This is a genomic window from Kitasatospora sp. MAP5-34 (genome assembly GCF_029894335.1).
Lineage (GTDB): Bacteria > Actinomycetota > Actinomycetes > Streptomycetales > Streptomycetaceae > Kitasatospora.
Genome location: NZ_JARXZC010000023.1, coordinates 73,994 through 94,083 on the forward strand (window position 1 = coordinate 73,994; position 20,090 = coordinate 94,083).

General features: G+C 71.2%; 17 protein-coding genes and 1 tRNA gene. 12 read left to right on the forward strand and 6 right to left on the reverse strand.

Annotated features, from left to right (window positions below; genetic code table 11):
* Positions 1-53: 53 nt before the first annotated feature.
* From P3T29_RS19700 to P3T29_RS19740, 9 genes are all read left to right on the forward strand, one after another.
* Positions 54-983: a glutamate ABC transporter substrate-binding protein gene (locus P3T29_RS19700; RefSeq protein WP_280717837.1), complete on the forward strand. Its 930-nt coding sequence runs from the start codon at positions 54-56 to the stop codon at positions 981-983.
* 102 nt (positions 984-1,085) lie between these two features.
* Entirely contained in the window at positions 1,086-2,417 is a 1,332-nt protein-coding gene (locus P3T29_RS19705; protein ID WP_280717838.1) for a hypothetical protein, read from the forward strand.
* A 5-nt stretch (positions 2,418-2,422) separates the two neighbouring features.
* Positions 2,423-4,858, forward strand: a complete 2,436-nt coding sequence (locus P3T29_RS19710) for a serine/threonine-protein kinase (RefSeq protein ID WP_280717839.1) — start codon at positions 2,423-2,425, stop codon at positions 4,856-4,858.
* A gap of 4 nt (positions 4,859-4,862) precedes the next feature.
* Positions 4,863-5,972 carry a protein phosphatase 2C domain-containing protein gene (locus P3T29_RS19715; RefSeq protein ID WP_280717840.1) on the forward strand — a complete coding sequence of 370 codons (1,110 nt, stop codon included), beginning with the start codon at positions 4,863-4,865 and terminating at the stop codon, positions 5,970-5,972.
* 67 nt (positions 5,973-6,039) lie between these two features.
* Complete coding sequence (locus tag P3T29_RS19720; RefSeq protein WP_280717841.1) at positions 6,040-7,374, forward strand: VWA domain-containing protein; 1,335 nt, start codon at positions 6,040-6,042, stop codon at positions 7,372-7,374.
* A 46-nt stretch (positions 7,375-7,420) separates the two neighbouring features.
* The gene (locus P3T29_RS19725; protein ID WP_280717842.1) at positions 7,421-8,530 is read left to right on the forward strand and encodes an FHA domain-containing protein; all 1,110 of its coding nucleotides are present in this window, start codon (positions 7,421-7,423) and stop codon (positions 8,528-8,530) included.
* A gap of 149 nt (positions 8,531-8,679) precedes the next feature.
* The gene (locus tag P3T29_RS19730) at positions 8,680-9,597 is read left to right on the forward strand and encodes an ABC transporter ATP-binding protein (RefSeq protein ID WP_280717843.1); all 918 of its coding nucleotides are present in this window, start codon (positions 8,680-8,682) and stop codon (positions 9,595-9,597) included.
* Positions 9,594-10,706, forward strand: a complete 1,113-nt coding sequence (locus P3T29_RS19735) for an ABC transporter permease (RefSeq protein WP_280717844.1) — start codon at positions 9,594-9,596, stop codon at positions 10,704-10,706. The genes P3T29_RS19730 and P3T29_RS19735 overlap by 4 nt, the downstream gene beginning before the upstream one ends.
* Before the next feature lie 115 nt (positions 10,707-10,821).
* Positions 10,822-11,226, forward strand: a complete 405-nt coding sequence (locus tag P3T29_RS19740) for a globin (protein ID WP_280717845.1) — start codon at positions 10,822-10,824, stop codon at positions 11,224-11,226.
* A gap of 8 nt (positions 11,227-11,234) precedes the next feature.
* Here the strand turns inward: P3T29_RS19740 and P3T29_RS19745 are convergent, their stop codons facing one another.
* From P3T29_RS19745 to ssb, 5 genes are all read right to left on the reverse strand, one after another.
* Positions 11,235-11,957 carry a hypothetical protein gene (locus tag P3T29_RS19745; protein WP_280717846.1) on the reverse strand — a complete coding sequence of 241 codons (723 nt, stop codon included), beginning with the start codon at positions 11,955-11,957 and terminating at the stop codon, positions 11,235-11,237.
* 49 nt (positions 11,958-12,006) lie between these two features.
* On the reverse strand, positions 12,007-12,447 hold the full coding sequence (locus tag P3T29_RS19750; RefSeq protein WP_280717847.1) for a thioesterase family protein: 441 nt from the start codon (positions 12,445-12,447) through the stop codon (positions 12,007-12,009).
* A gap of 211 nt (positions 12,448-12,658) precedes the next feature.
* The gene (gene ettA, locus P3T29_RS19755) at positions 12,659-14,323 is read right to left on the reverse strand and encodes an energy-dependent translational throttle protein EttA (protein WP_280717848.1); all 1,665 of its coding nucleotides are present in this window, start codon (positions 14,321-14,323) and stop codon (positions 12,659-12,661) included.
* Positions 14,324-14,578: 255 nt separating this feature from the next.
* Positions 14,579-15,967, reverse strand: coding sequence for a Cys-Gln thioester bond-forming surface protein (locus P3T29_RS19760; protein WP_280717849.1), 1,389 nt, complete (start codon positions 15,965-15,967; stop codon positions 14,579-14,581).
* 329 nt (positions 15,968-16,296) lie between these two features.
* Entirely contained in the window at positions 16,297-16,872 is a 576-nt protein-coding gene (gene ssb, locus P3T29_RS19765) for a single-stranded DNA-binding protein (protein ID WP_280717850.1), read from the reverse strand.
* A 631-nt stretch (positions 16,873-17,503) separates the two neighbouring features.
* Here ssb and P3T29_RS19770 point away from each other — a divergent pair.
* Positions 17,504-17,579, forward strand: a tRNA-Arg gene (locus P3T29_RS19770).
* A 156-nt stretch (positions 17,580-17,735) separates the two neighbouring features.
* Here P3T29_RS19770 and P3T29_RS19775 read toward each other — a convergent pair.
* The gene (locus tag P3T29_RS19775; RefSeq protein WP_280717851.1) at positions 17,736-18,401 is read right to left on the reverse strand and encodes a TetR/AcrR family transcriptional regulator; all 666 of its coding nucleotides are present in this window, start codon (positions 18,399-18,401) and stop codon (positions 17,736-17,738) included.
* Between the two features lie 66 nt (positions 18,402-18,467).
* Here P3T29_RS19775 and P3T29_RS19780 point away from each other — a divergent pair, with 66 nt between their 5' ends.
* Together P3T29_RS19780 and P3T29_RS19785 are read left to right on the forward strand one after the other, a co-directional pair.
* Positions 18,468-19,052 carry a GNAT family protein gene (locus P3T29_RS19780; RefSeq protein ID WP_280717852.1) on the forward strand — a complete coding sequence of 195 codons (585 nt, stop codon included), beginning with the start codon at positions 18,468-18,470 and terminating at the stop codon, positions 19,050-19,052.
* Between the two features lie 170 nt (positions 19,053-19,222).
* Positions 19,223-20,008, forward strand: coding sequence for an enoyl-CoA hydratase/isomerase family protein (locus tag P3T29_RS19785; RefSeq protein WP_280717853.1), 786 nt, complete (start codon positions 19,223-19,225; stop codon positions 20,006-20,008).
* The last annotated feature ends 82 nt before the right edge of the window (positions 20,009-20,090 follow it).

Consider the following 20,090-nt stretch of genomic DNA (forward strand, 5'->3'; position numbering starts at 1 on the left):
GGGCTGAGATGACGATGCGCAAGGTTACGTCACGTCGGGCGACGGCAGCTCGGGTGCCGGTACGTTCGGCCGGTTCGGTACGGGCGAAGGCGGTGGTGGCGGCGGTCGTGGTGGCCACCGGGGTCCTCGGCGCGGGCACCTCCGAGGGCGCGCCCGCCGGGGCACCGGCCGCCGCGCCGCAGCTCGCGGCGGCGGACGCGGGCTGCGACATGCGCAGCCTGCCGCCCAGCACGTACGAGGGTGGGCCGAAGGTCCAGGAGATCAAGAAGCGCGGCACCCTGATCGTCGGCGTGGACCAGAACAGCTACCACTGGGGTTTCCGCAACCCGCAGACCGGGCGGATCGAGGGCTTCGACATCGACCTCGCGCGGGCGGTGGCGAAGTCCATCCTCGGGGACCCGGAGAAGGTGACCTTCAAGACCGTACCGACCGCCAAGCGTATCGATGCCGTCAAGAACGGCCAGGTGGATCTGATCACGCGTACGATGACGATCACCTGCGACCGCCTGACCCAGATCTCCTTCTCCGCCCCCTACTTCGCCTCCGGCCAGCGACTGGTGGTACCGAAGGCGGCGAAAGTCACCTCGGTGGCTCAGGGGCTGAAGGGCAAGCGGGCGTGCGTGGCCGACCAGTCCTCCTCACAGACCGAGCTGGCCCGGATTTCCCGTGGGGCGGCCTCGGTCAAGGTGGTGGAGAACCAGTTGGACTGCCTGGTCCTGATGCAGCTCGGGCAGGTGGACGCGACGCTGACGGACGATGTGCTGGCGGCGGCCCAGACCTCGCAGGACCCGACGACCGAGCTGGCCGGCGAGACGATCGCCCCCGCCTTCATGGGGATCGCCATGAAGAAGGAGGACACCGACCTGGTCGCCCGGGTCAACCAGGTGCTGGCGGACTACCGGGCCGGCGGCGGTTGGCAGGACAGCTACAACCACTGGCTGGCACCGAGCATGGGCTCCTCCTCGGCGCAGTACCTGCCGTAGGCTGCCCGGTCGGCCGTGGTCGCGGCCGCTTGGAGGAATCACCTCGGTGACGGACCCGCGCGGCGGGAGCCGCCGGGGGCACCCGGGGGAAGAAGGAAGGACATGGCGTTGGCAGGATCTGCTGGCCCGGTGATGAGCCGGGAGGAGGTGGACCGCGCCCTGGTGCGGCTGAGCGCGGAGCGTGAGGCCGTGGAGGCCGCGCTGCTGTCCCTGCAGGACCATCCCGGGCGCCGCCTGCTGGAGGGCGCCGCGCTGAGCGGACGTACCCAGGAGCGCTGGTCCGTCGCCGAGCAGGGCCTGACGCTGCTCTGGGCGCTCTTCGACCGCTACTCCGAGGCGCTGGCCTCGGCCCGCGCGGTGCGCTCGCGGCGCAACCGTCCCGGCGCTCCGGAGCTCGCCGAGCTGAGCGAGCTGCTCAGCGGCGCCGCCGTGACCGTCTCCGGCAGCCGGCTGCCGGAGGTGGCGAGCGCGCTGCCGGCCCGGCTGGTCGAGCAGATCAGCCTGGCCGAGCTGATGAACCGGATGAACGCCTGGTACGCCACCGTGCTGGAGGTGGTGGACGCCGCCGACGCGGTCTGGTCGGCGCTGCCCACCCGGATAGACCTGCTGCTGGCCGAGCTCGGCCGGGTCCGGATGCTCTCCGCCTCGGTCGGCGTACGACCGGGCGTGCACCCGCTGGCCGACGATCTGGCCGGGCTGAACGACGAGTTGACGTCGCTGCGGGCCGAGGTGCTGGCCGACCCGCTGGCGCTCTGGCGGCCGGGCCGGGTGCCCGCGCAGCGCGGCGGCACCGCCGTCACGGCGACCGCCGGCGCGCCCGCCGGGGCGGTGGACACCGAGCGCTTCGACCGGGCGGGCCGGGCCCTGGACGGCGTCCGGGTCGAGCTGGAGGGGCTGCTACGGCTGCGCGACGAGGCGCACGAGCGGCTCCAGCAGGTCGGTGACCTGCTGCAACGCGCCGACGCCACGCTCGCCGAGGCCCGGCGGGCCCGGGGCGAGGTGCTGGCGAAGATCGCCGCGACCGAGGTCCCGGCGGTGCCAGGGCCGGCCTCGGCGCTGCGCGAACGGATCGCGCTGGCGGTGGAGCTGCAGCAGACCGGCCAGTGGCACCGGCTGGCGCCACTGCTGGACACACTGGAGGACGCGGCCGCCAAGGAGCTGGACCGGGCCAGGCACTCGCTGACCGAGGTGGCCCAGCCGCTGGCGGTCCGCGCCGAGCTGCGCGGTCGGCTGGAGGCGTACAAGGCGATGGCCGCCCGACTCGGGGTCGCCGAGGACCCGGAGGTGATCGAACGCTTCGAGAAAGCCCGTTGGCTGCTCTGGAGCGCTCCGTGCGACCTGCGGGCGGCGGCGGACGCGGTCGGGCGGTTCCAGCAGGCACTGCGACCGGCGACGAAGCCGGCCGCTACGTATCAGGACGGGCAGGGGGCTTGAGTTTCATGGGCGAGGCATGTGGGCGGCCGGAGTGCTCCGGCAACGGTGTGATCGACGCTGACGGCTACTGCGACGAGTGCGGCCTGGCCGCGCAACCCGTCGCCGTCCCTTCGGTTTCGGGTGCCGGGGGTGCCGGGGGTGCCGGGGGTGCCGGGGGTGCCGGGAGCGCCTGTACCAGGGGCTGCACCGGGACGATCGACGCGGACGGGTACTGCGACGAGTGCGGCCTCGCGGCCGAACCGGCCGGGACGGCCCAGCCGTTCGTACCGGCGGCCCGGGTCTCGCCCGACTCCACCCGGACCGGCTCCTCACGGACGATGTCCGGGCGCTCCCGCTCGCACCGCTCCACCCGGACCGGCAGCGGCCGTTCGGTCTCGGTGCGCAGCAGCCGGAGCAGCACCGGTACCGTACGGCGCGGCAACCTCGGCGCCGGACTGGTGACGGTTCCGACCGTGCCGAAGCAGGACCCGGCGGCGGCCGTCCTGGCCAACCCCGAGGTGCCCGAGCGCAAGCGGTTCTGCAGCAAGTGCGAGGCCCCGGTGGGCCGGGCGAAGAACGGCACCCCGGGCCGCCCGGACGGCTTCTGCTCCAAGTGCGGTACGGCGTACTCGTTCACGCCGAAGCTGGTCCGCGGTGACCTGGTCGGCGGTCAGTACGAGGTGCTGGGCTGCCTGGCGCACGGCGGGCTCGGCTGGATCTACCTGGCGGTGGACCGCCGGGTCAGCGACCGTTGGGTGGTGCTCAAGGGCCTGCTGGACACCGGCGACGAGGACGCCCTCGCGGTGGCCATCGCCGAGCGCCGCTTCCTGGCCGAGGTGGACCACCCGAACATCGTCCGCATCATCAACTTCGTCGAGCACCCGGACAGCCGGTCCGGCTCCATCGACGGCTACATAGTGATGGAGTACGTCGGCGGCAAGTCCCTCAAGGACATCGCCAACGAGAGCCGCTCGGCGGACGGCCGACGCGAGCCGCTGCCGGTCGAGCAGGCCATCGCGTACGCGCTGGAGGCGCTGCCCGCGATGGGCTACCTGCACGGGCGGGGGCTGGTGTACTGCGACTTCAAGATCGACAACGTGATCCAGAGCGAGGACTCGCTCAAGATCATCGACATGGGAGCCGTCCGCCGCTTCGACGACGACGGCCCGATCTACGGGACCGTCGGCTACCAGGCCCCCGAGATCGCCACCGACGGCCCGTCACCCGCCTCCGACCTCTACACGGTGGCCCGCACGCTGGCCGTGATGACCTTCGACTTCCAGGGCTACAGCACCACCTACCGGTTCGAGCTGCCCGACCCCGAGCAAGTACCGCTCTTCACCCAATACGAGTCGTACTACCGCTTCCTGGTCCGCGCCACCGACCCGGACCCGGCCCGCCGGTTCTCCTCCGCCGAGGAGATGGCGGACCAGCTGACCGGCGTGCTGCGCGAGGTGCTGAGCCTGCAGGACGGCCGGCCCCGACCGTCACTCTCCACCCTGTTCGGGCCCGAACTTCGCGTCGTCGACACCGAGTTGGCCACCGATCCGATCGACCCGGCGGCCACCGCGCTGGCCCTGCCCGTCCCCCGGGTGGACGCCACCGACCCGAACTCCGGCTTCCTCGCCACCCTGGTCGCCAGCTCACCGGCCGAGTCGCTGGCCGCCCTGCGCAGCGCCACCGTCCCCTCGGTGGAGCTCTCGCTGCGCGAACTCCGGGCCCGCCTGGAGCAGCACGACCAGCGGGCCGTCACCGCGTTGCTGAGCACGCTGGAGGCGGACCACCCGGACGACTGGCGGGTGGTCTGGTACCGCGGTCTGGCCGCGCTGGTGGCCAAGGAGCCATCGGCGGCCGCCGAATCCTTCGACGCCATCTACGACGCCTTCCCCGGCGAGCCGGCGCCCAAGCTGGCGCTCGCCGTCTGCGCCGAGCTGCTCGGCGAGGGCGAGGACGCCGCCGAGTTCTACCGGCTCGTGGGCAGCACCGACCGGGCGTACGTGAGCGCCGCCTTCGGGCTCGCCCGGGTCCGGCTCGCCGCCGGTGACCGGCCGGGCGCGGTGCTCGCGCTGGAGGCCGTACCCGAGTCCTCCACCCACTACACGGCCGCCCGGATCGGCGCCGTCCGCGCCCGGCTGCGCGGCCGCGCCCCCGGCGACCCGCTCGGCCCCGAGCTGAACCGCTGCTCCGAGCAGCTCACCGCGCTCACGCTGGACGCCCGGCGCCGCGAGGAGCTCTCGGTCGAGGTGCTGGACAGCGCGCTGGGCTGGGTGCTCGCGGGGCGGCCCGCCGCCCCCGCCCAGCCGGAGAAGGTCGACGTACTCGGACATCCGGCCGGTGAACGGGAACTGCGGTTCGCCCTGGAACACTCCTACCGAGTACTGGCGCGGTTGTCCGACCGTACCGAGACCAGGATCGAGATGGTGGAGCGGGCGAACCGCGCCCGCCCCCGGACGTGGGTGTGAACCGATGCCTCAGCAGACCGTGTGCCCGAACTGTGCCGAGCCGCTGGACCAGGAGGACGTCTTCTGCGAGGCGTGCGGTCTGAGCCTGCTGCCGCCGGAGCTTGTCGAACCGCCGACCGCCGAGCCGCCGGCTACTGAACCTCCGGCTGCGGCCCGGCCCGCCTGCGTGCACTGCGCGGCGGCCGAGGTCGCCGACGACGGCTACTGCGAAGCCTGCGGCGGCGTCCAGCCACGTCCGCGTGACCACCAGGAGCGCTCGCTGTCGGGCGTCGCCGGGGTCACCGACCGGGGTCTGCGGCACCACCGCAACGAGGACGCCTTCACCGTCGCGGCCACCACGCTGCCCGGCGGCGCGCCCGCCGTGGTCGCGGTGGTCTGCGACGGCGTCTCCTCCTCCGCCCGGCCCGACGAGGCGTCGGCCGCCGCCGTGGACGCCGCCTCGGAGTCCCTGCTGACCGCACTGGAGCAGGGGCGGGAGCCCGCTGCGGCGATGCGCCACTCGATCGCGGTGGCCGCGCGAGCCGTGGCCGCACTGGCCCGCGACGGCGCCAACCCGCCCGGCCGCAGCCTCAACGCCCCGGCCTGCACCTACGTCAGCGCGGTCTACGCCGCCGGGCTCGTCACCATCGGCTGGGTCGGCGACACCCGCGCGTACTGGGTCCCGGACGACCGGGCCGGCGCCGAGCCGTACCGGCTCACCGAGGACGACTCCTGGGCCGCCCGGGTGGTCGCCGCCGGGCTGATGGGCGAGGCGGAGGCGTACGCCGACCCGCGCGCGCACGCCATCACCGGCTGGCTGGGCGCGGACGCCGAGGAGATCGACCCGCACACCATCAGCTTCACCCCGCACGTGCCCGGGGTCCTACTGGTCTGCACCGACGGCCTGTGGAACTACGCGGAGGCCGCCACCGACCTCGCCGAGGTCGTCCCGGCCGACGCCAGGACGGACCCGCTGGGCGCCGCCCAGACCCTGGTGAAGTTCGCGGTCGCGGCGGGCGGCCACGACAACATCACCGTCGCCGTGCTGCCGATCACACCGCTCGTCGAGACCGACGAGGACCACGCCCCGACCCTGCTGGACCTTCCGGTGGTACCGCACAGCGCAACCAGCTGACCCACGACCATTCACCTGATCTCCCTCACCTCCCTGACTCCTCCCTGACCGCTCGACAGGAGCAACGATGGCCCTGCTGTCCAAATCCCACCCGAGTTTCGCCGTCGACATCTTCCAGAACGAGTACCTCGCGGACGGCGCCCGTGAGGTCAGCGCGATCGTCACCGTCACCGCGACCGGCGGCGGGACCGCCGCGCGTTCGGCGGCACCGGCGGACGGCGGCGGGTCCACCGACGCCGCCGTGGTGATCATGGTCGACTGCTCCGGCTCGATGGACTACCCCTCCGAGAAGATGCGCAACGCCCGGGAGGCCACCGCCAAGGCCATCGACACCCTGCGCGACGGCGTGGCCTTCGCGGTGGTCGCGGGCACCCACGAGGCCAACGAGATCTACCCGGCCAACGGCTCTCTCGCGGTCGCCTCCGAGGACACCCGCGCGCAGGCCAAGCAGGCGCTGCGCAAGCTCAAGGCGTCCGGCGGCACCGCCATCGGCACCTGGCTCACCATGGCCGACAAGCTGTTCAACAGCCGGGCCGACATCGCCATCCGGCACGGCATCCTGCTCACCGACGGCCGCAACGAGCACGAGAAGCCGGGCGACCTGCAGCGCGTCCTGGACCGGGTCACCGGGAAGTTCACCGTCGACTGCCGGGGCGTCGGCACCGACTGGGAGGTCGCCGAGCTGCGCAAGATCGCCTCCACCCTGCTCGGCACCGTCGACATCGTCGCGGAGTCCTCCGGTCTCGCCGAGGACTTCCGCACCATGATGGAGAACGCCATGGGCAAGCAGGTCGCCGACGTGGCCCTGCGGGTCTGGACGCCGGCCAACGCGGTGGTGAAGTACGTCAAGCAGGTCGCCCCCGCCGTGGAGGACCTCACCGAGCGCCGCGCCGAGGCCGGCCCGCGCGCCGGGGACTACCCGACCGGCTCCTGGGGCGACGAGAGCCGCGACTACCACGTCTGCATCGAGGTGCCCTCGGCCGCCGTCGGCAACGAGATGCTCGCGGCCCGGATCAGCCTGGTGCTGCCCAAGCCGGACGGCAGCACCGAGGTGCTCTCGCAGGGTCTGGTGAAGGCCGTCTGGACGGACGACCTGGCCTCCTCCACCCGGATCAGCCCGCAGGTCGCCCACTACACCGGCCAGGCCGAGCTGGCGGACTCCATCCAGGAGGGCCTGGAGGCGCACCGCGCGGGCGATCTCGACCGCGCGACGGCCAAGCTCGGAGCCGCCGTACGGATCGCCCACGAGACCGGGAACGACGGCACGTTCAAACTCCTGCAGAAGGTGGTCGACGTGGTCGATCCCAAGGAGGGTACGGTTCGGTTCCGTAAGAACGTGAGCGAGGCCGACTCGATGACCCTCGAGACTCGCTCGACCAAGACCGTACGGGTGAAGAAGTGACCGGTTCATCAGGTCGCACCGGACCTGCTGGAATGTGGGGGAACTAATGCCGATCTGCCCTAGGGGCCACGAGTCGCAGGCCGAGGACTGGTGCGACTTCTGCGGCTTTCCGATGACCGCGCCGCCCGGCATCGGGGTGCCCGGCGCGGCTCCCTTCGGCGCGCCCTCGGCTCCCCCCGGCCGACCGTCCGCGCCGATGGCCCCGCCGCCGGCCTCTGGGCAGGCCCGCCCGGACGTCACCGCCGGCCTGGTCACCTGCCCGATCTGCCGGACCCCGCAGACCGGACGGTACTGCGAGGAGTGCGGGTACGACTTCGACCTCTCCGCCCCCTCGCAGCGGCAGAGCCCGCCCCCGGCACAGCCGCCCACCGCCCCGGCCGGGTACGGCTACCCGCCCCCGGCGCCGGCCCAGGCACCGTACGGGCAGCACGACCCGTACGCGCAGCAGCCGGCCCAGCCCGACCCGTACGCCCAGCCGCCGCAGCCCACCCAGGCGGCGCAGCCCGGACAGCAGGCCCCGTACTACCAGCCCGACTTCGGCCGTCCGCAGCCGTACGAGCAGCAGGCCCCCTACACCCAGGCCCCGCAGTTCCCCGAACCCGACGGGAGCTTCGACACCTCCGGACCGGTGTACGCGCAGCCGGGACAGAACGGCCCGGGCGACGAGTTCGGCACGTCCTTCCGGCTGGCACCTCCCGGTGCTGCACCCGGCGCACCCGCCGCTCCCCCGGCGCAGCAGCCCGTCCGCGCCACCTGGATGGCGGTGGTCAGCGCCGACCGTGACTACTTCACCGACATGATGGCGCGCAGCGGGCCGGAGGCGGCCGGGCTGTTCTTCCCGCCGTACTGCCCCGAGCGGCGGATCCCGCTGACCGGGCGCGGCCAGCTGCGGATCGGCCGGCGAAGCCAGCACAAGGGCACCGTGCCGGAGATCGACCTCTCGGTGCCCCCGGAGGACCCGGGCGCGTCCCACCAGCACGCCATGCTGGCGGAACAGGCGGACGGCAGCTGGGTGCTGGTCGACCAGGACTCGACCAACGGCACCACCGTCAACGGCGGCTCCGAAACCGTCCCCCCGCACACCGCGATCCCGCTCAACGACGGCGACCGCATCCACATCGGCGCCTGGACCACCATCACCCTGCACCGCGCCTGACGGACCGCCGGCCGGGCCTCTCGCCAGGGGCCCGGCCGACGCCCGCCGTCAAGGGCCGGTCCTCAAGGGCCGGTCGTCAAGGGCCCGATCCTCAAGATTCGCGCAGGTGATCTGCACAGAACCCGCCACAGCGCCTAAGGTCTGTGGTCATGACTGCTGCAATATCCGCTGACGGAATCCGTAAGCGGTACGGGGATGTACAAGCTGTCGACGGTGTGTCACTCACCGTCGAAACGGGCGAATTCCACGGAATTCTCGGGCCCAACGGGGCCGGCAAGACCACCACTCTGGAGATCCTCGAGGGGATCCGCGAGCCCGACGAGGGCCGCATCGAGCTGCTGGGGATGGCACCCTGGCCGCGCAACGCCAAGCTGCTGCCGCGCATCGGCGTGCAGTTCCAGGCCTCGGCCTTCTTCGTGAAGCTGACGGCCCGTGAGACCATCCGCACCTTCGCCTCGTTCTACGGCGTCGGGCCCAAGCGGGCCGACGCGATGCTGGAGCGGGTCGGCCTCGCCGACTCCGCGTCCGTGCTCACCGACAAGATGTCCGGCGGTCAGGCCCAGCGGCTCTCGATCGCCTGCGCACTGGCGCACGACCCGGAGCTGGTCTTCCTCGACGAGCCGACCACCGGTCTCGACCCGCAGGCCCGCCGCAACCTCTGGGACCTGCTCCGCGACATCAACGCCGAGGGCCGTACGGTCGTGCTGACCACCCACTACCTCGACGAGGCCGAGGTGCTCTGTGACCGGGTCTCGGTGATGGACCACGGCAAGGTGCTCAAGACCGGTGCTCCGGCGGCCCTGGTACGGGAGATCGACGACACCGTCCGGGTGAGCGTCGAGTCCGGGCAGCTCGGTGTCGAGGCGGCCCGCGAGCTGTTCGCGGCGGCCGGTGCCGAGATCGCCAACCTGGACGACAACGGGGTCTCGCTCGCCGTCTCGACCCGTGGCCCCGGCCCGGTGCTCTCGGTGCTGGCGGAGCAGAACGCGCTGCGCGGGCTCGAAGTGCGCGGAGCGACCCTGGAGGACGTCTTCCTCCAGCTCACCGGACGGGAGTACCGCGCATGAGCGCCCCCTCGACCAACACCCCCTCGATCGAGAAGGAGCGGGTCAGCACCTTCGTCAGCATCACCCGGGTGATGCTGACCGGCTTCATGCGGGACCGCACCGCGCTGTTCTTCACACTGGCCATGCCGCTGATCTTCCTGCTGCTGTTCGGTGTGCTGACCAAGAACGCGGGCACCTCGCACGTCAAGATCGCCGAGGTCGGCCAGGTGGCCGTGCTGGACTCCATGCCCGGTGACAGCCGGACCGAACTGGAGAAGGCCGTCACCATCACGAAGTACGACGACGAGAGCGTCGCACTTCAGAAGGTGAAGAAGGGCGACCTGGACGGCCTGGTCGAGCAGGGCCCGAACGGCCAGGTGGTGCTGCGCTTCAGCATGTCCGACCAGGTCAAGGCCGGGGCGGTGCAGACCATCGTCAACTCGGTCGTCCAGCAGGCCAACCAGGCGGCCTCCGGGCAGCAGCCGAAGTTCACCCTCGCGCCCAGCCAGGTCGAGGACAACTCGCTGAAGGCCATCCAGTACCTGACTCCTGGCCTGCTCGGCTACGCGGTCGCGACGGGCGCGGTGTTCGGGACCTCGCTGACGCTGGTCAACTGGCGCAAGCGGCGGGTCCTGCGGCGGCTGCGGCTGGCCCCGGTCAGCATCGGGTCGGTGGTCGCCGCCAGGGTCGCGGTGAGCGTCGTGGTCGCGTTCGTCCAGACCGCGATCTTCCTGGTGGTCGCGACCATGCCGTTCTTCGGCCTGAAACTGACCGGCAACTGGTGGTTGGTGCTGCCGCTGGTGGTCTGCGCGACGATCGCCTTCATGTCGATCGGCTTCCTGACGGGTGCCATCGCCAAGACCGAGGAGGCGGCGAGCGGGATCAGCCAGATCATCCTGCTGCCGATGTCCTTCCTCGGTGGCGCCTTCATCCCGATCGACAACGCTCCGCACTGGTTGCAGACCGTGTCCCGCGCGCTGCCGATGCGCTACCTGGTCACCTCCGCCCAGTCGGTGCTGAGCAAGGGCGGCGGGGTGATGGACGTGCTGCCCGCGATGGGCGGACTGCTCGCCTTCGCCGCGCTGTTCACCGCGATCTCCTGGCGGTTCTTCAGCTGGGACGACGCGTAGCCGCGAGCCGGCTGAGCCGGTCGGTCCAAGCCGGCTGAAGCCGGCTGCGCGCCACAGGGGTCGTACGCCGAAAGTCCTGGTGTACGGCCCCTGCGGCGTCTGCGACGATGGTCAGGTGACTGTTATCCGGCGTGGCACGCTCAGCGAGGAGACCTTTTTCGACGCGGTGGGCGGCGAGCCGACCTTCCGGCGGTTGGTCCACCGGTTCTACCAGGGCGTCGCCGAGGACGAGTTGCTGCGTCCGATGTACCCCGAGGAGGACCTCGGCCCGGCCGAGGAGCGGCTCGCCCTGTTCCTGATGCAGTACTGGGGCGGCCCCCGGACGTACAGCGACGAGCGCGGCCACCCCCGGCTGCGGATGCGGCACGCCCCGTTCAAGGTGGACCAGGCCGCGCACGACGCCTGGCTGAAGCACATGCGGGTGGCCGTGGACGAGCTGGAGCTCTCGGAGGACGCGGAACAGCAGCTCTGGGACTACCTGACCTACGCCGCCGCCTCGATGGTCAACACGGCGGGCTGACGGCCCGCTCAGCGCAGCGGGCTGAGGCCCAGCCCGGCCCCAGGGGCAGCACTGCTGCGCACCGCGATCGAACCGGCCGGTGCGCTCAGTCGCCGCCAGCCACCGACGCGGTGCACGGTCAGCGGCGCGGCGGGCTTGAGGAACCCCACCACGTAGGCGGCATGCGCGGCCCGGAGCGGGAGCTCGGGCAGCGCCACGAGCGGACGGGACCAGATCTCGTCCGCGAGGGCGTCCAGGACGGCGCGGGTGCGATGGTGCTCCGGCACCGCCTCGCTGCGCTCCTTGAACTCCCGGACGGCGGCCATCACCTCGGGGAAGACCTGGGCGGCTGGCGGCTCGCCCACCGGCTGCCAGCCCGTGCGCGGCGGCAGCAGACCGGTCCAGGCCGGTCCCGTGACGGGCGCGGGCAGCCGCACAGTGCCGGCCCGCTCGTCCACGGACTCCAGCAGCTGACCGGCCGAGACCGTGACATCGGCCGCCGCGTCGAGCCGCGCCAGCCGTACGGTCCGTACCGCCAACGCCCCCGCACCGCCGAGCGGCAGCCTCCCGAACACCGCGAGCACACCGGCCGGGCCTTCGTCGGTCGGCCCGGTTGCTGACGCTCCCGGCGAGGGGACTGCCTGCAGCCGCACCGCCGCCGCCCGGTCGAAGCGCAGCAGGCGGACCAGGAAGGCGGACAGGTCCGCGGCCTCCCCGGCATCGGCGAGCAGGAGGCGGTCGGTGGTGGTCAACGGATCAGCTCACTCGGGATGGAGGCGGTGGCGGCAGGAGCGGCGGAGGTCAGCCGACGGCGACCGGCAGCTCGTCCATGAACCGGCTGAGGAAGTCCTTCTCCACCGGGCTGATCCGGCGCGGCCGGCCCTCGGCCAGGTCGTAGGGAACGACCACGGTGGACGCCCGGACGTAGACCGTCTCGGTGCCGTCCTCGGCGGTGTCCTTGATCTCGTAGGAGACGGTCAGCGAGGCCCCGCCGATCTTGGTCACCCACGTCTCGATCGTCACCGGCGCGGGCCGGTGGACCAGCGGGCGCTTGTAGTCGATCTCGTGGCGGGCCACCACCGAGCCACCCGCGAACTCCCCGGCACCGGCTGCGGTGGCCTGGGTGAACATGAAGTCGATCCGGGCCTCCTCCAGGTAGCGCAGGAAGACCACGTTGTTGACGTGCCCGAAGGCGTCCATGTCGGACCACCGCAGGGGGCAGGCGTATATGTGGCGTGCCACGAAATGTTCTCCTCAACCTCTGATTACCCACCGGTAGCTCACTGGCGACCGGCGGCGGCCCGGCAGACCACCTTCACAGCAGCAGCCTGCCGGGCCGTTGTTGCGCGGGCATTGCGCCTAAGACCGACCAGCAACTGGGGGGCGGCGGCGCGGGCCGATGGCTGTCGCCCCGCTCCTTCTTCCACCCCCCAGTTGCCGGTCGGTCTGACCGTCAGCCTCGGGTCAGCTTCTTGTACGTGGCCCGGTGCGGACGGGCAGCATCGGCGCCCAGCCGTTCGATCTTGTTCTTCTCGTACGAGTCGAAGTTGCCCTCGAACCAGAACCAGTTGCTCTCACCCTCGTAGGCGAGGATGTGGGTGGCCACCCGGTCCAGGAACCAGCGGTCGTGGGAGATGACCACGGCGCAGCCCGGGAACTCGAGCAGAGCGTTCTCCAGCGAGGAGAGCGTCTCGACGTCGAGGTCGTTGGTGGGCTCGTCGAGGAGCAGGAGGTTTCCACCCTGCTTCAGGGTCAGCGCCAGGTTCAGGCGGTTGCGCTCACCGCCGGAGAGGATGCCGGCCCGCTTCTGCTGGTCCGGACCCTTGAAGCCGAAGGCGGAGACGTAGGCCCGCGAGGGCATCTCGACCTGGCCGACGTTGATCCAGTCCAGCTCGTCCGAGACCACGGCCCACAGCGACTTCTGCGGGTCGATGTTGGCGCGGCTCTGGTCGACGTAGCTGGTCTTGACCGTGTCGCCGACCTTGATGCTGCCGCCGTCCGGGGTCTCCTCGCCGAGCAGCATCTTGAACAAGGTGGTCTTGCCGGCGCCGTTGGGGCCGATGACACCCACGATGCCGTTGCGCGGCAGCGTGAAGCTCAGGTCGTCGATGAGGACCTTGTCGCCGAACGCCTTGGAGAGGTTGTTGACCTCGACCACGATGTTGCCCAGGCGCGGGCCCGGCGGGATCTGGATCTCCTCGAAGTCCAGCTTCCGCATCTTGTCGGCCTCGGCCGCCATCTCCTCGTAGCGGGCGAGGCGGGCCTTGGACTTGGCCTGGCGGCCCTTGGCGTTGGAGCGGACCCACTCAAGTTCTTCCTTGAGGCGCTTGGCGCGCTTCTGGTCCTTCTGGCCCTCGACCTTGAGACGGGACTGCTTGGTCTCGAGGTACTTGGAGTAGTTGCCCTCGTACGCGTAGGCGCGGCCACGGTCGAGCTCGAGAATCCACTCGGCGACGTGGTCCAGGAAGTACCGGTCGTGGGTGACCGCTACAACGGTGCCGGCGTACTTGGCGAGGTGCTGCTCCAGCCAGTTCACCGACTCGGCGTCGAGGTGGTTGGTGGGCTCGTCGAGGAGCAGGAGGTCGGGGGCCTCCAGCAGCAGCTTGCAGAGCGCCACGCGGCGGCGCTCACCACCGGACAGGCTGGTGACGGGCCAGTCGCCGGGCGGGCAGCCCAGGGCGTCCATGGCCTGCTCGAGCTGGGCGTCGAGGTCCCAGGCGTTGGCGTGGTCCAGCTTCTCCTGAAGCCGGCCCATCTCGTCGAGCAGCTCGTCCGAGTAGTCGGTCGCCATCAGCTCGGCGATCTCGTTGAACCGGTCGAGCTGGCCCTTGATCTCCTTGACGCCGTCCTGGACGTTCTCCAGGACCGTCTTGGACTCGTCGAGCGGGGGCTCCTGGAGGAGCATGCCGACGGTGTAGCCGGGAGAGAGGTAGGCCTCACCGTTCGAGGGCTGCTCCAGACCGGCCATCATCTTCAGCACGGTGGACTTGCCGGCGCCGTTGGGGCCGACGACGCCGATCTTCGCCCCAGGGAGGAAGTTGAGCGTCACGTCGTCAAGGATCACCTTGTCGCCGTGTGCCTTGCGCAGCTTGCGCATGGTGTAGATGAATTCCGCCACGTGAGATCGCTCCGGCGTCGTCGGGAGTATTCGGGTTGCAACCTTTCCATTGTGCCGCACTGGGCCGGGGCTCCCGAACCGGATATCCGCCAGGGCCCTGAGCAGCGCGGACGGGAACATCCCCGGGCCGGAAGCCGACCGGCCCCGCCCCCACCGAGGGGGACGGAGCCGGCCGGCACTGCCGCGCGGTCGGCCGGCCGTCAGCCGTCAGCCGCTGCTACGAACGGCGGACTGCGGACTGCGGCCGGGCCACCGTCAGCCGCTGGTGCGGCTGTGCCGGCCACGACGGCGCAGGGCGAAGACCGCGCCGCCACCGGCGATCACCAGCGCACCGGCGATACCGGCCAGCAGCGGGGTCTCGCCGCCGCCACCGGTGAAGGCCAGGCCGCCGCCGGGGGTGCCGGTGGCGCTCGGGGACGGAGTGGCACTGTGACCGGTGCCCGGGGTCGGGCTCGAGGTCGGGGTGCCGGTGCTGCTGGTGGTCTTGCAGTTCAGGACCGACTTGAACTCCTGCTTGAAGCCGTTCGGGCCGGTGACGACGATGTCGTACTTCTGGCCCTCGGCCACCTTGACCGGGATGCTCTGGGTGCCCTTGGGCTTCACCGTGACGGTCTGGCCGGCCAGGGTGAAGACGAAGTCCTGGTCACCGTTGTTGGTGACGGTCACCACGACCGCGCCGTGCGCGCAGTCGACCTTGGCGGTCACGGCCGGGATCGGGCCGGTCGGGGCCCAGGTGACGGTGGCCGTGGCGGAGACCGAGACCGACTTCGCGCCGGCCAGGATCAGCGTCTGGCTGTGGTTGCCGTCCTCGTCCGCGCCGGTGAAGACCCGGCCGACCGGGATCTCGACCGAGCTGGTGGCCGTGATCGTGCCCGTCCCGGGCGCCGCACCCGCAGGGGCCTTGGCGAAGATCGCGTCGCCGCCCTTGACACTCTTGACGACGTTGCCGGCCGCGTCGGTGAGGACCAGCCCGGCCTTGGCCGCCACCGGGTCGAGGCCCAGGTCGACGTGCGCGGCGGTGGTGTCGACGGTGATCGGTCCCAGCCGGTCGCCGCTCTTGCCGGAGACCGAGCCCGGGTTCAGGGTGAGACTGGCCTTCGGCTCCCCGTCCGTGGCCCCCTGCGCCTGGTCGATCAGGTACTGCGTGAGCTGCTCGGCCTTCGCGTCCTGCTGGTGCACAGGGACGTTCGGGTCCGAGAAGGACCAGACGGCGACCTGGGTGCCCGCAGCGGCCTCGTCCGCCGTCAGGCCGTCGAGCTGGGTGCCCTTGGCGGACGCGTCGGTGGCGAGCTGCCCCGGGCTGACGTTGGGGTACGAGTGCTCAAGAATCCACTTGATCTTCGGGCCGGCCGCCCCGGCCAGCGAGCTGGAGCCCCAGTCGGTCTCCTGGTACCTCGCGTTGTCCCGGGTGCCGTTGAGGAGGTCGATGCAGTAGACGGGGAGGTTACTGCCGTCCGAGGCCTGGATCGCGAACAGACCCGCCTGGCCGAACTCCTGATGCCCCGGCGCGTCGATGGTGACCGGCTGACCATGGCTGAGGCCGGGGAGCAGGTGCGCCGTCACCCCGGAGCCGCCGGGGGTCGTGGCGGAGGCCGAACCCGCTGTCATGAGCCCGCCACCCACCAGCAGAGTAGACGTGAGCATGACAGTGCCTATGCGGGAGAGAGCCCGCCCCTGCTTGTGGAACATGAAAGATCCCTCCGGGCTGGGCCATGCCGATGGCAGCCCGCCTTGCAAAGCAGTGCGCCCTGTGCGGCACTGCTGCACCTGTGTGAACGAGACGCATCATATTGAGCCGCAGGCGCTCTCAAACCTCCGCGCCAGCCCAGATCGCTTCCGTATCTATATTGTTATCAAGGAACTGATCAACCAGTAGAGTTGACGGCTCAACAGAATCTCACCGGGAATCAGGAACAGTCGCCGTAGTGCACACTTCCCACCCGGAAGTGCCCGCGCCGGGCAACTCTCCGATCTCAAGCGGTAGTGACACGGTCAGTACACGCAATGCCCTCGCGAACCACCTCCCCCATCACCTCCCCCACCATCAACTCGACCGGCTCGGCGCCCCGCCTCGCCTCGACCGCCGCCACAATCCAGTCGGGCACCGCCTGTTCCACCGGAGCGACCGCCGACCCGAGAGCGGGGACCTCCTCACGCGCCGAACGCCCCGCCACCAGTTCGGGCTTGGCCTGGACCGCCCAGCGGAACGCCGACGTGCCCCGGGCCAGATCATGGCCGACCGCCCTGGCGTCGATCTCGACCACACAGCGGCGCTTGTCCTCCTCACCCCACTCCCTGATCCGCAGTCGGCCACTGACCACCACCGGATCGCCCCTGTTGACCGAACTCACCACGTTGGTCGCCAGCCAACGCCAGGCCACCACCGTGACCCAGTTGGTGTCACCGTCCACCCAGTCGCCCTTGCTCCGGTCGTACCGGCGCTCGGTGGCCGCCATTCGGAAGTTCGCAACCGGGACTCCGGCGGACGTTTGCGCGTAGCTCACCGCCGACGCGACATTGCCGACCATGGTTACCAAGGTCTCGTTCACGGAACGCCTCCGCCCATCGGAAATCACCGAGTGGAATCACTGCTGCGAGGAGAGTGACCCATCCTGGGAAATTTCCGCCAGTTCCTTCAGAAATCCTGTGGACAACTCCGGCATGTGGATAACTTGGGTCACTCTCCGGAGTGAATCCGATTCAGAAATCGCCCACCGGGACCCCAGATCTTTCGGGGTCATGACAAGCCAAGGCGTGACCCGCGGCACAGCCCGCCCCTACCCCCGGGCCGCCCGCCCCGCCAGCCCGTCCGATGCCCGAACGAGTGGACAGCAAGTGCATCGGTCCATGTCATCCGACTGACGGAACCAAAACCCGCCCCCACCCGCCGCGCGTGCCGGGGCATTGTCCGCACCGAATCCATAACGGGAGGGGCGACAGCCCCGTAACGACTGCACAACGGCCAGCCTCAGAACGCGTCAGACCGCTGCATGGCCAGCCTCTACCTGCGATTATCGGACCGCTCCACCAAGACCGACACACCCGGCACACCGCTTGAAGACCCAGGGGAGTATCCAGCCCCCCTTATCCTGTCCCGGAACATCCTGTCGCGGACAGGGCCCAGGGGTTCGCCACCCCATCCGCAACCGGCCGACGCCCTCCCGGGCGGATGCCTGTCACGCCCCCATAGCTCAGCGGATAGAGCACCCGCCTTCTAAGCGGTAGGTCGCAGGTTCGAATCCTGCTGGGGGCACCACCTGTCACACCACCCACACCAGCCTCGCGGCAGTCCTTGGCCCAGCTCCACTCACGGGTCACCGTTCGCATGTGGTCACTGCCCCACGAGCGGCACTCGGCGGGCAGCGGATCCAGCAGGCACGGCTCCCAAGGCACGGCGCCCAGCCCGCTGCCCTCAGATGGCGTCGAGGTACGCGTCCAGCAGGTCCGTCTGCCGCTGCGGCGAGAACTCCGTCGGCGCGAAAAGCGCCTGGACCACCAGCCCGAGCACGAAGCTCTGGGCCGCCGCCGCCAGTTCCTCGGCCGACCGCTCGGCAGGCAGTTCCCCGGCCCGCTGGGCCGCCGTGACCAACTCGGCGATCCGCTCACGCGATCGGCGGTACCGCGCGGCGTGCTCGGCGGCGAGATCCGGATCGGCCAGCGCCACATCCCAGGAACCGACCCAGATCCGGTTGCCGGCCACGCCTGCGGGCGTGAGCGGCAGGATGTCGAGCAACGTCGCCCGCAGCATGGCCCGCCCCGCACCCCCACCCCGGCCACCCATCCCCGCCACGCCCGCAGCGCCCGCAGCGCCCCCAGCGGCCGCACCCAGCACTTCGGCCACCGCCTCGGCAGCCGGGCGCGGCCGCTGCGCGGACCGCTTCTCCAGGACGTCCAGCGCGTACGCCACCAGCGCCCGCTTGTTCGGGAAGTAGTGCGTGAGCAGCCCGGTACTGGCTCCCATCCTGGCGGCGACGGCACGCAGGGTGAGCCCGCCGAAGCCGCGTTCGGCCAGAACCTGCCAGACCGCCTCGGAGACCTCGGTACGGCGGGCGTCGTGGTCTCCACGGGCGGGCGTCATGGGCGCTATGGTACCTACCAAACGTTTGTTATGTACCTCTCCCGCCAACGATCTCCGGAGGCCCCTGTGTACGCGATTCCGCTCGCCGACGACGCCGAGCTGCGCCCGCTCGAACCGTGGCAGGCCGCCGAGTTCCTGGCCCACATAGACCGGGCCCGGGCGAACACCGACCCCTGGATCCCGTGGGCCTCGCGCTCCACCGACCTGGCGTCCGCCCGCGCCACCCTCCAGGGCTACGCGGACAGGCAGGCCACGGACACCGGCCGGATCTTCGGCATCTGGGACGCGGGCACCCTGGTCGGCGGGGTGATGTTCGTGCACTTCGACGCCGCGTCCGGCAACTGCGAGATCGGCGTCTGGTCGGAGGCGGCCGGTGAGGGGCGCGGCCTGATCAGCGCCGCCGTCCGGCACCTGATCGACTACGCGCTGGTGGAACGCGGGATGCACCGCGTCGAGTGGTACAGCAGCACCCGCAACGCCCGGAGTCGCGCCGTCGCCCAGCGGATGGGCATGCACCTGGACGGTGTGCTGCGCGAGTACTTCCCGCACAACGGCATCCGGCACGACAAGGAGGTCTGGTCCCTGCTGGCCCACGAGTGGCCGAAGAGCGGGAGCACCGCACCGGAGACCGTCTCGCCGGAGACCGAGTGACACGAACCAGCTGACCTGAACCACGCGAACCCCACGACACGGCACCCCACCACGCAGCACCCCACGACGCGGCCCCGGCAGTTGCCGGAGATCACACCCACCGCCGTGGTGCCGGGGCCGGCCGTTGTGGAAGGGTGAGGCCCGACCCCGAACCCGCCCGGAGGCACCCCTTGCCCCAGCACTTCGACACCGGAGTGGACGGCCTGCGCGTGACAGTCGAGGACGGCGGCGTCGCCGTCCTCGTCCTGGACCGGCCGGAGCGCCGGAACGCCGTCACCCTGGCAATGTGGCGCGGCCTCCCGGGGGTGCTGGACCGGCTCGCGGCACTGCCGGAGGTCCGGGCCCTGCTCGTGACGGGGGCGGGCGGCACGTTCAGTGCGGGGGCGGACATCACGGAGCTGGCCGAGGTGTACGCGGACCCGCAGCGGGCCGACGCGTACCACGCGGACAACGTCGCGGCGGAGGAAGCGCTGGCCGCCTTCCCGCACCCGACCATCGCCGTGCTGCTGGGCTACTGCGTGGGCGGCGGCTGCCAGTTGGCCGCCGCCTGCGACCTCCGCTTCGCCGCCGAGGGCGCACGGCTGGGTATCACTCCGGCGAAGCTCGGCGTGGTCTACCCGGCCGTCCCGACGGTACGGCTGGCCCGGCTGGTCGGGCCGGCCCGGGCGAAGTACCTGCTGTTCTCGGGTGAGTTGGTGACCGCCCGGCGGGCCGAGCGGTTCGGGCTGGTGGACGAGGTGGTGGAGGACGGCGGGACGTACGCCCGTGCCCTGGAGTTCGCCCGCCTGCTGGCCCGGCGCTCCCCGCAGACCATCGGCGCGGTCAAGGCCGCGCTGGCCGGCCCGCCGGAGGACGCGGCGGCGGCGGTCGCGCCGTGGGAACGCAAGTCCCGCGAGGCGCCGGACGTCCGCGAGGGCCTGGCCGCATTCCTCGAACGGCGCGAGCCCCGGTTCTAACCGCATCCCGGTTCCAGCCGCGTTCCAATTCCAGCCGCGTTCCGGCCGGTCCCGGCAGAGCCGAACAGGCCGGGCGCACGCA

Bases quoted from the DNA above. Each gene is read 5' to 3' on its own strand.
- P3T29_RS19705 (WP_280717838.1), top strand. From the start codon at position 1,086: ATGGCGTTGGCAGGATCTGCTGGCCCGGTGATGAGCCGGGAGGAGGTG.
- P3T29_RS19710 (WP_280717839.1), top strand. From the start codon at position 2,423: ATGGGCGAGGCATGTGGGCGGCCGGAGTGCTCCGGCAACGGTGTGATC.
- P3T29_RS19715 (WP_280717840.1), top strand. From the start codon at position 4,863: ATGCCTCAGCAGACCGTGTGCCCGAACTGTGCCGAGCCGCTGGACCAG.
- P3T29_RS19720 (WP_280717841.1), top strand. From the start codon at position 6,040: ATGGCCCTGCTGTCCAAATCCCACCCGAGTTTCGCCGTCGACATCTTC.
- P3T29_RS19725 (WP_280717842.1), top strand. From the start codon at position 7,421: ATGCCGATCTGCCCTAGGGGCCACGAGTCGCAGGCCGAGGACTGGTGC.
- P3T29_RS19730 (WP_280717843.1), top strand. From the start codon at position 8,680: ATGACTGCTGCAATATCCGCTGACGGAATCCGTAAGCGGTACGGGGAT.
- P3T29_RS19735 (WP_280717844.1), top strand. From the start codon at position 9,594: ATGAGCGCCCCCTCGACCAACACCCCCTCGATCGAGAAGGAGCGGGTC.
- P3T29_RS19760 (WP_280717849.1), bottom strand. From the start codon at position 15,967: ATGCTCACGTCTACTCTGCTGGTGGGTGGCGGGCTCATGACAGCGGGT.
- P3T29_RS19775 (WP_280717851.1), bottom strand. From the start codon at position 18,401: ATGACGCCCGCCCGTGGAGACCACGACGCCCGCCGTACCGAGGTCTCC.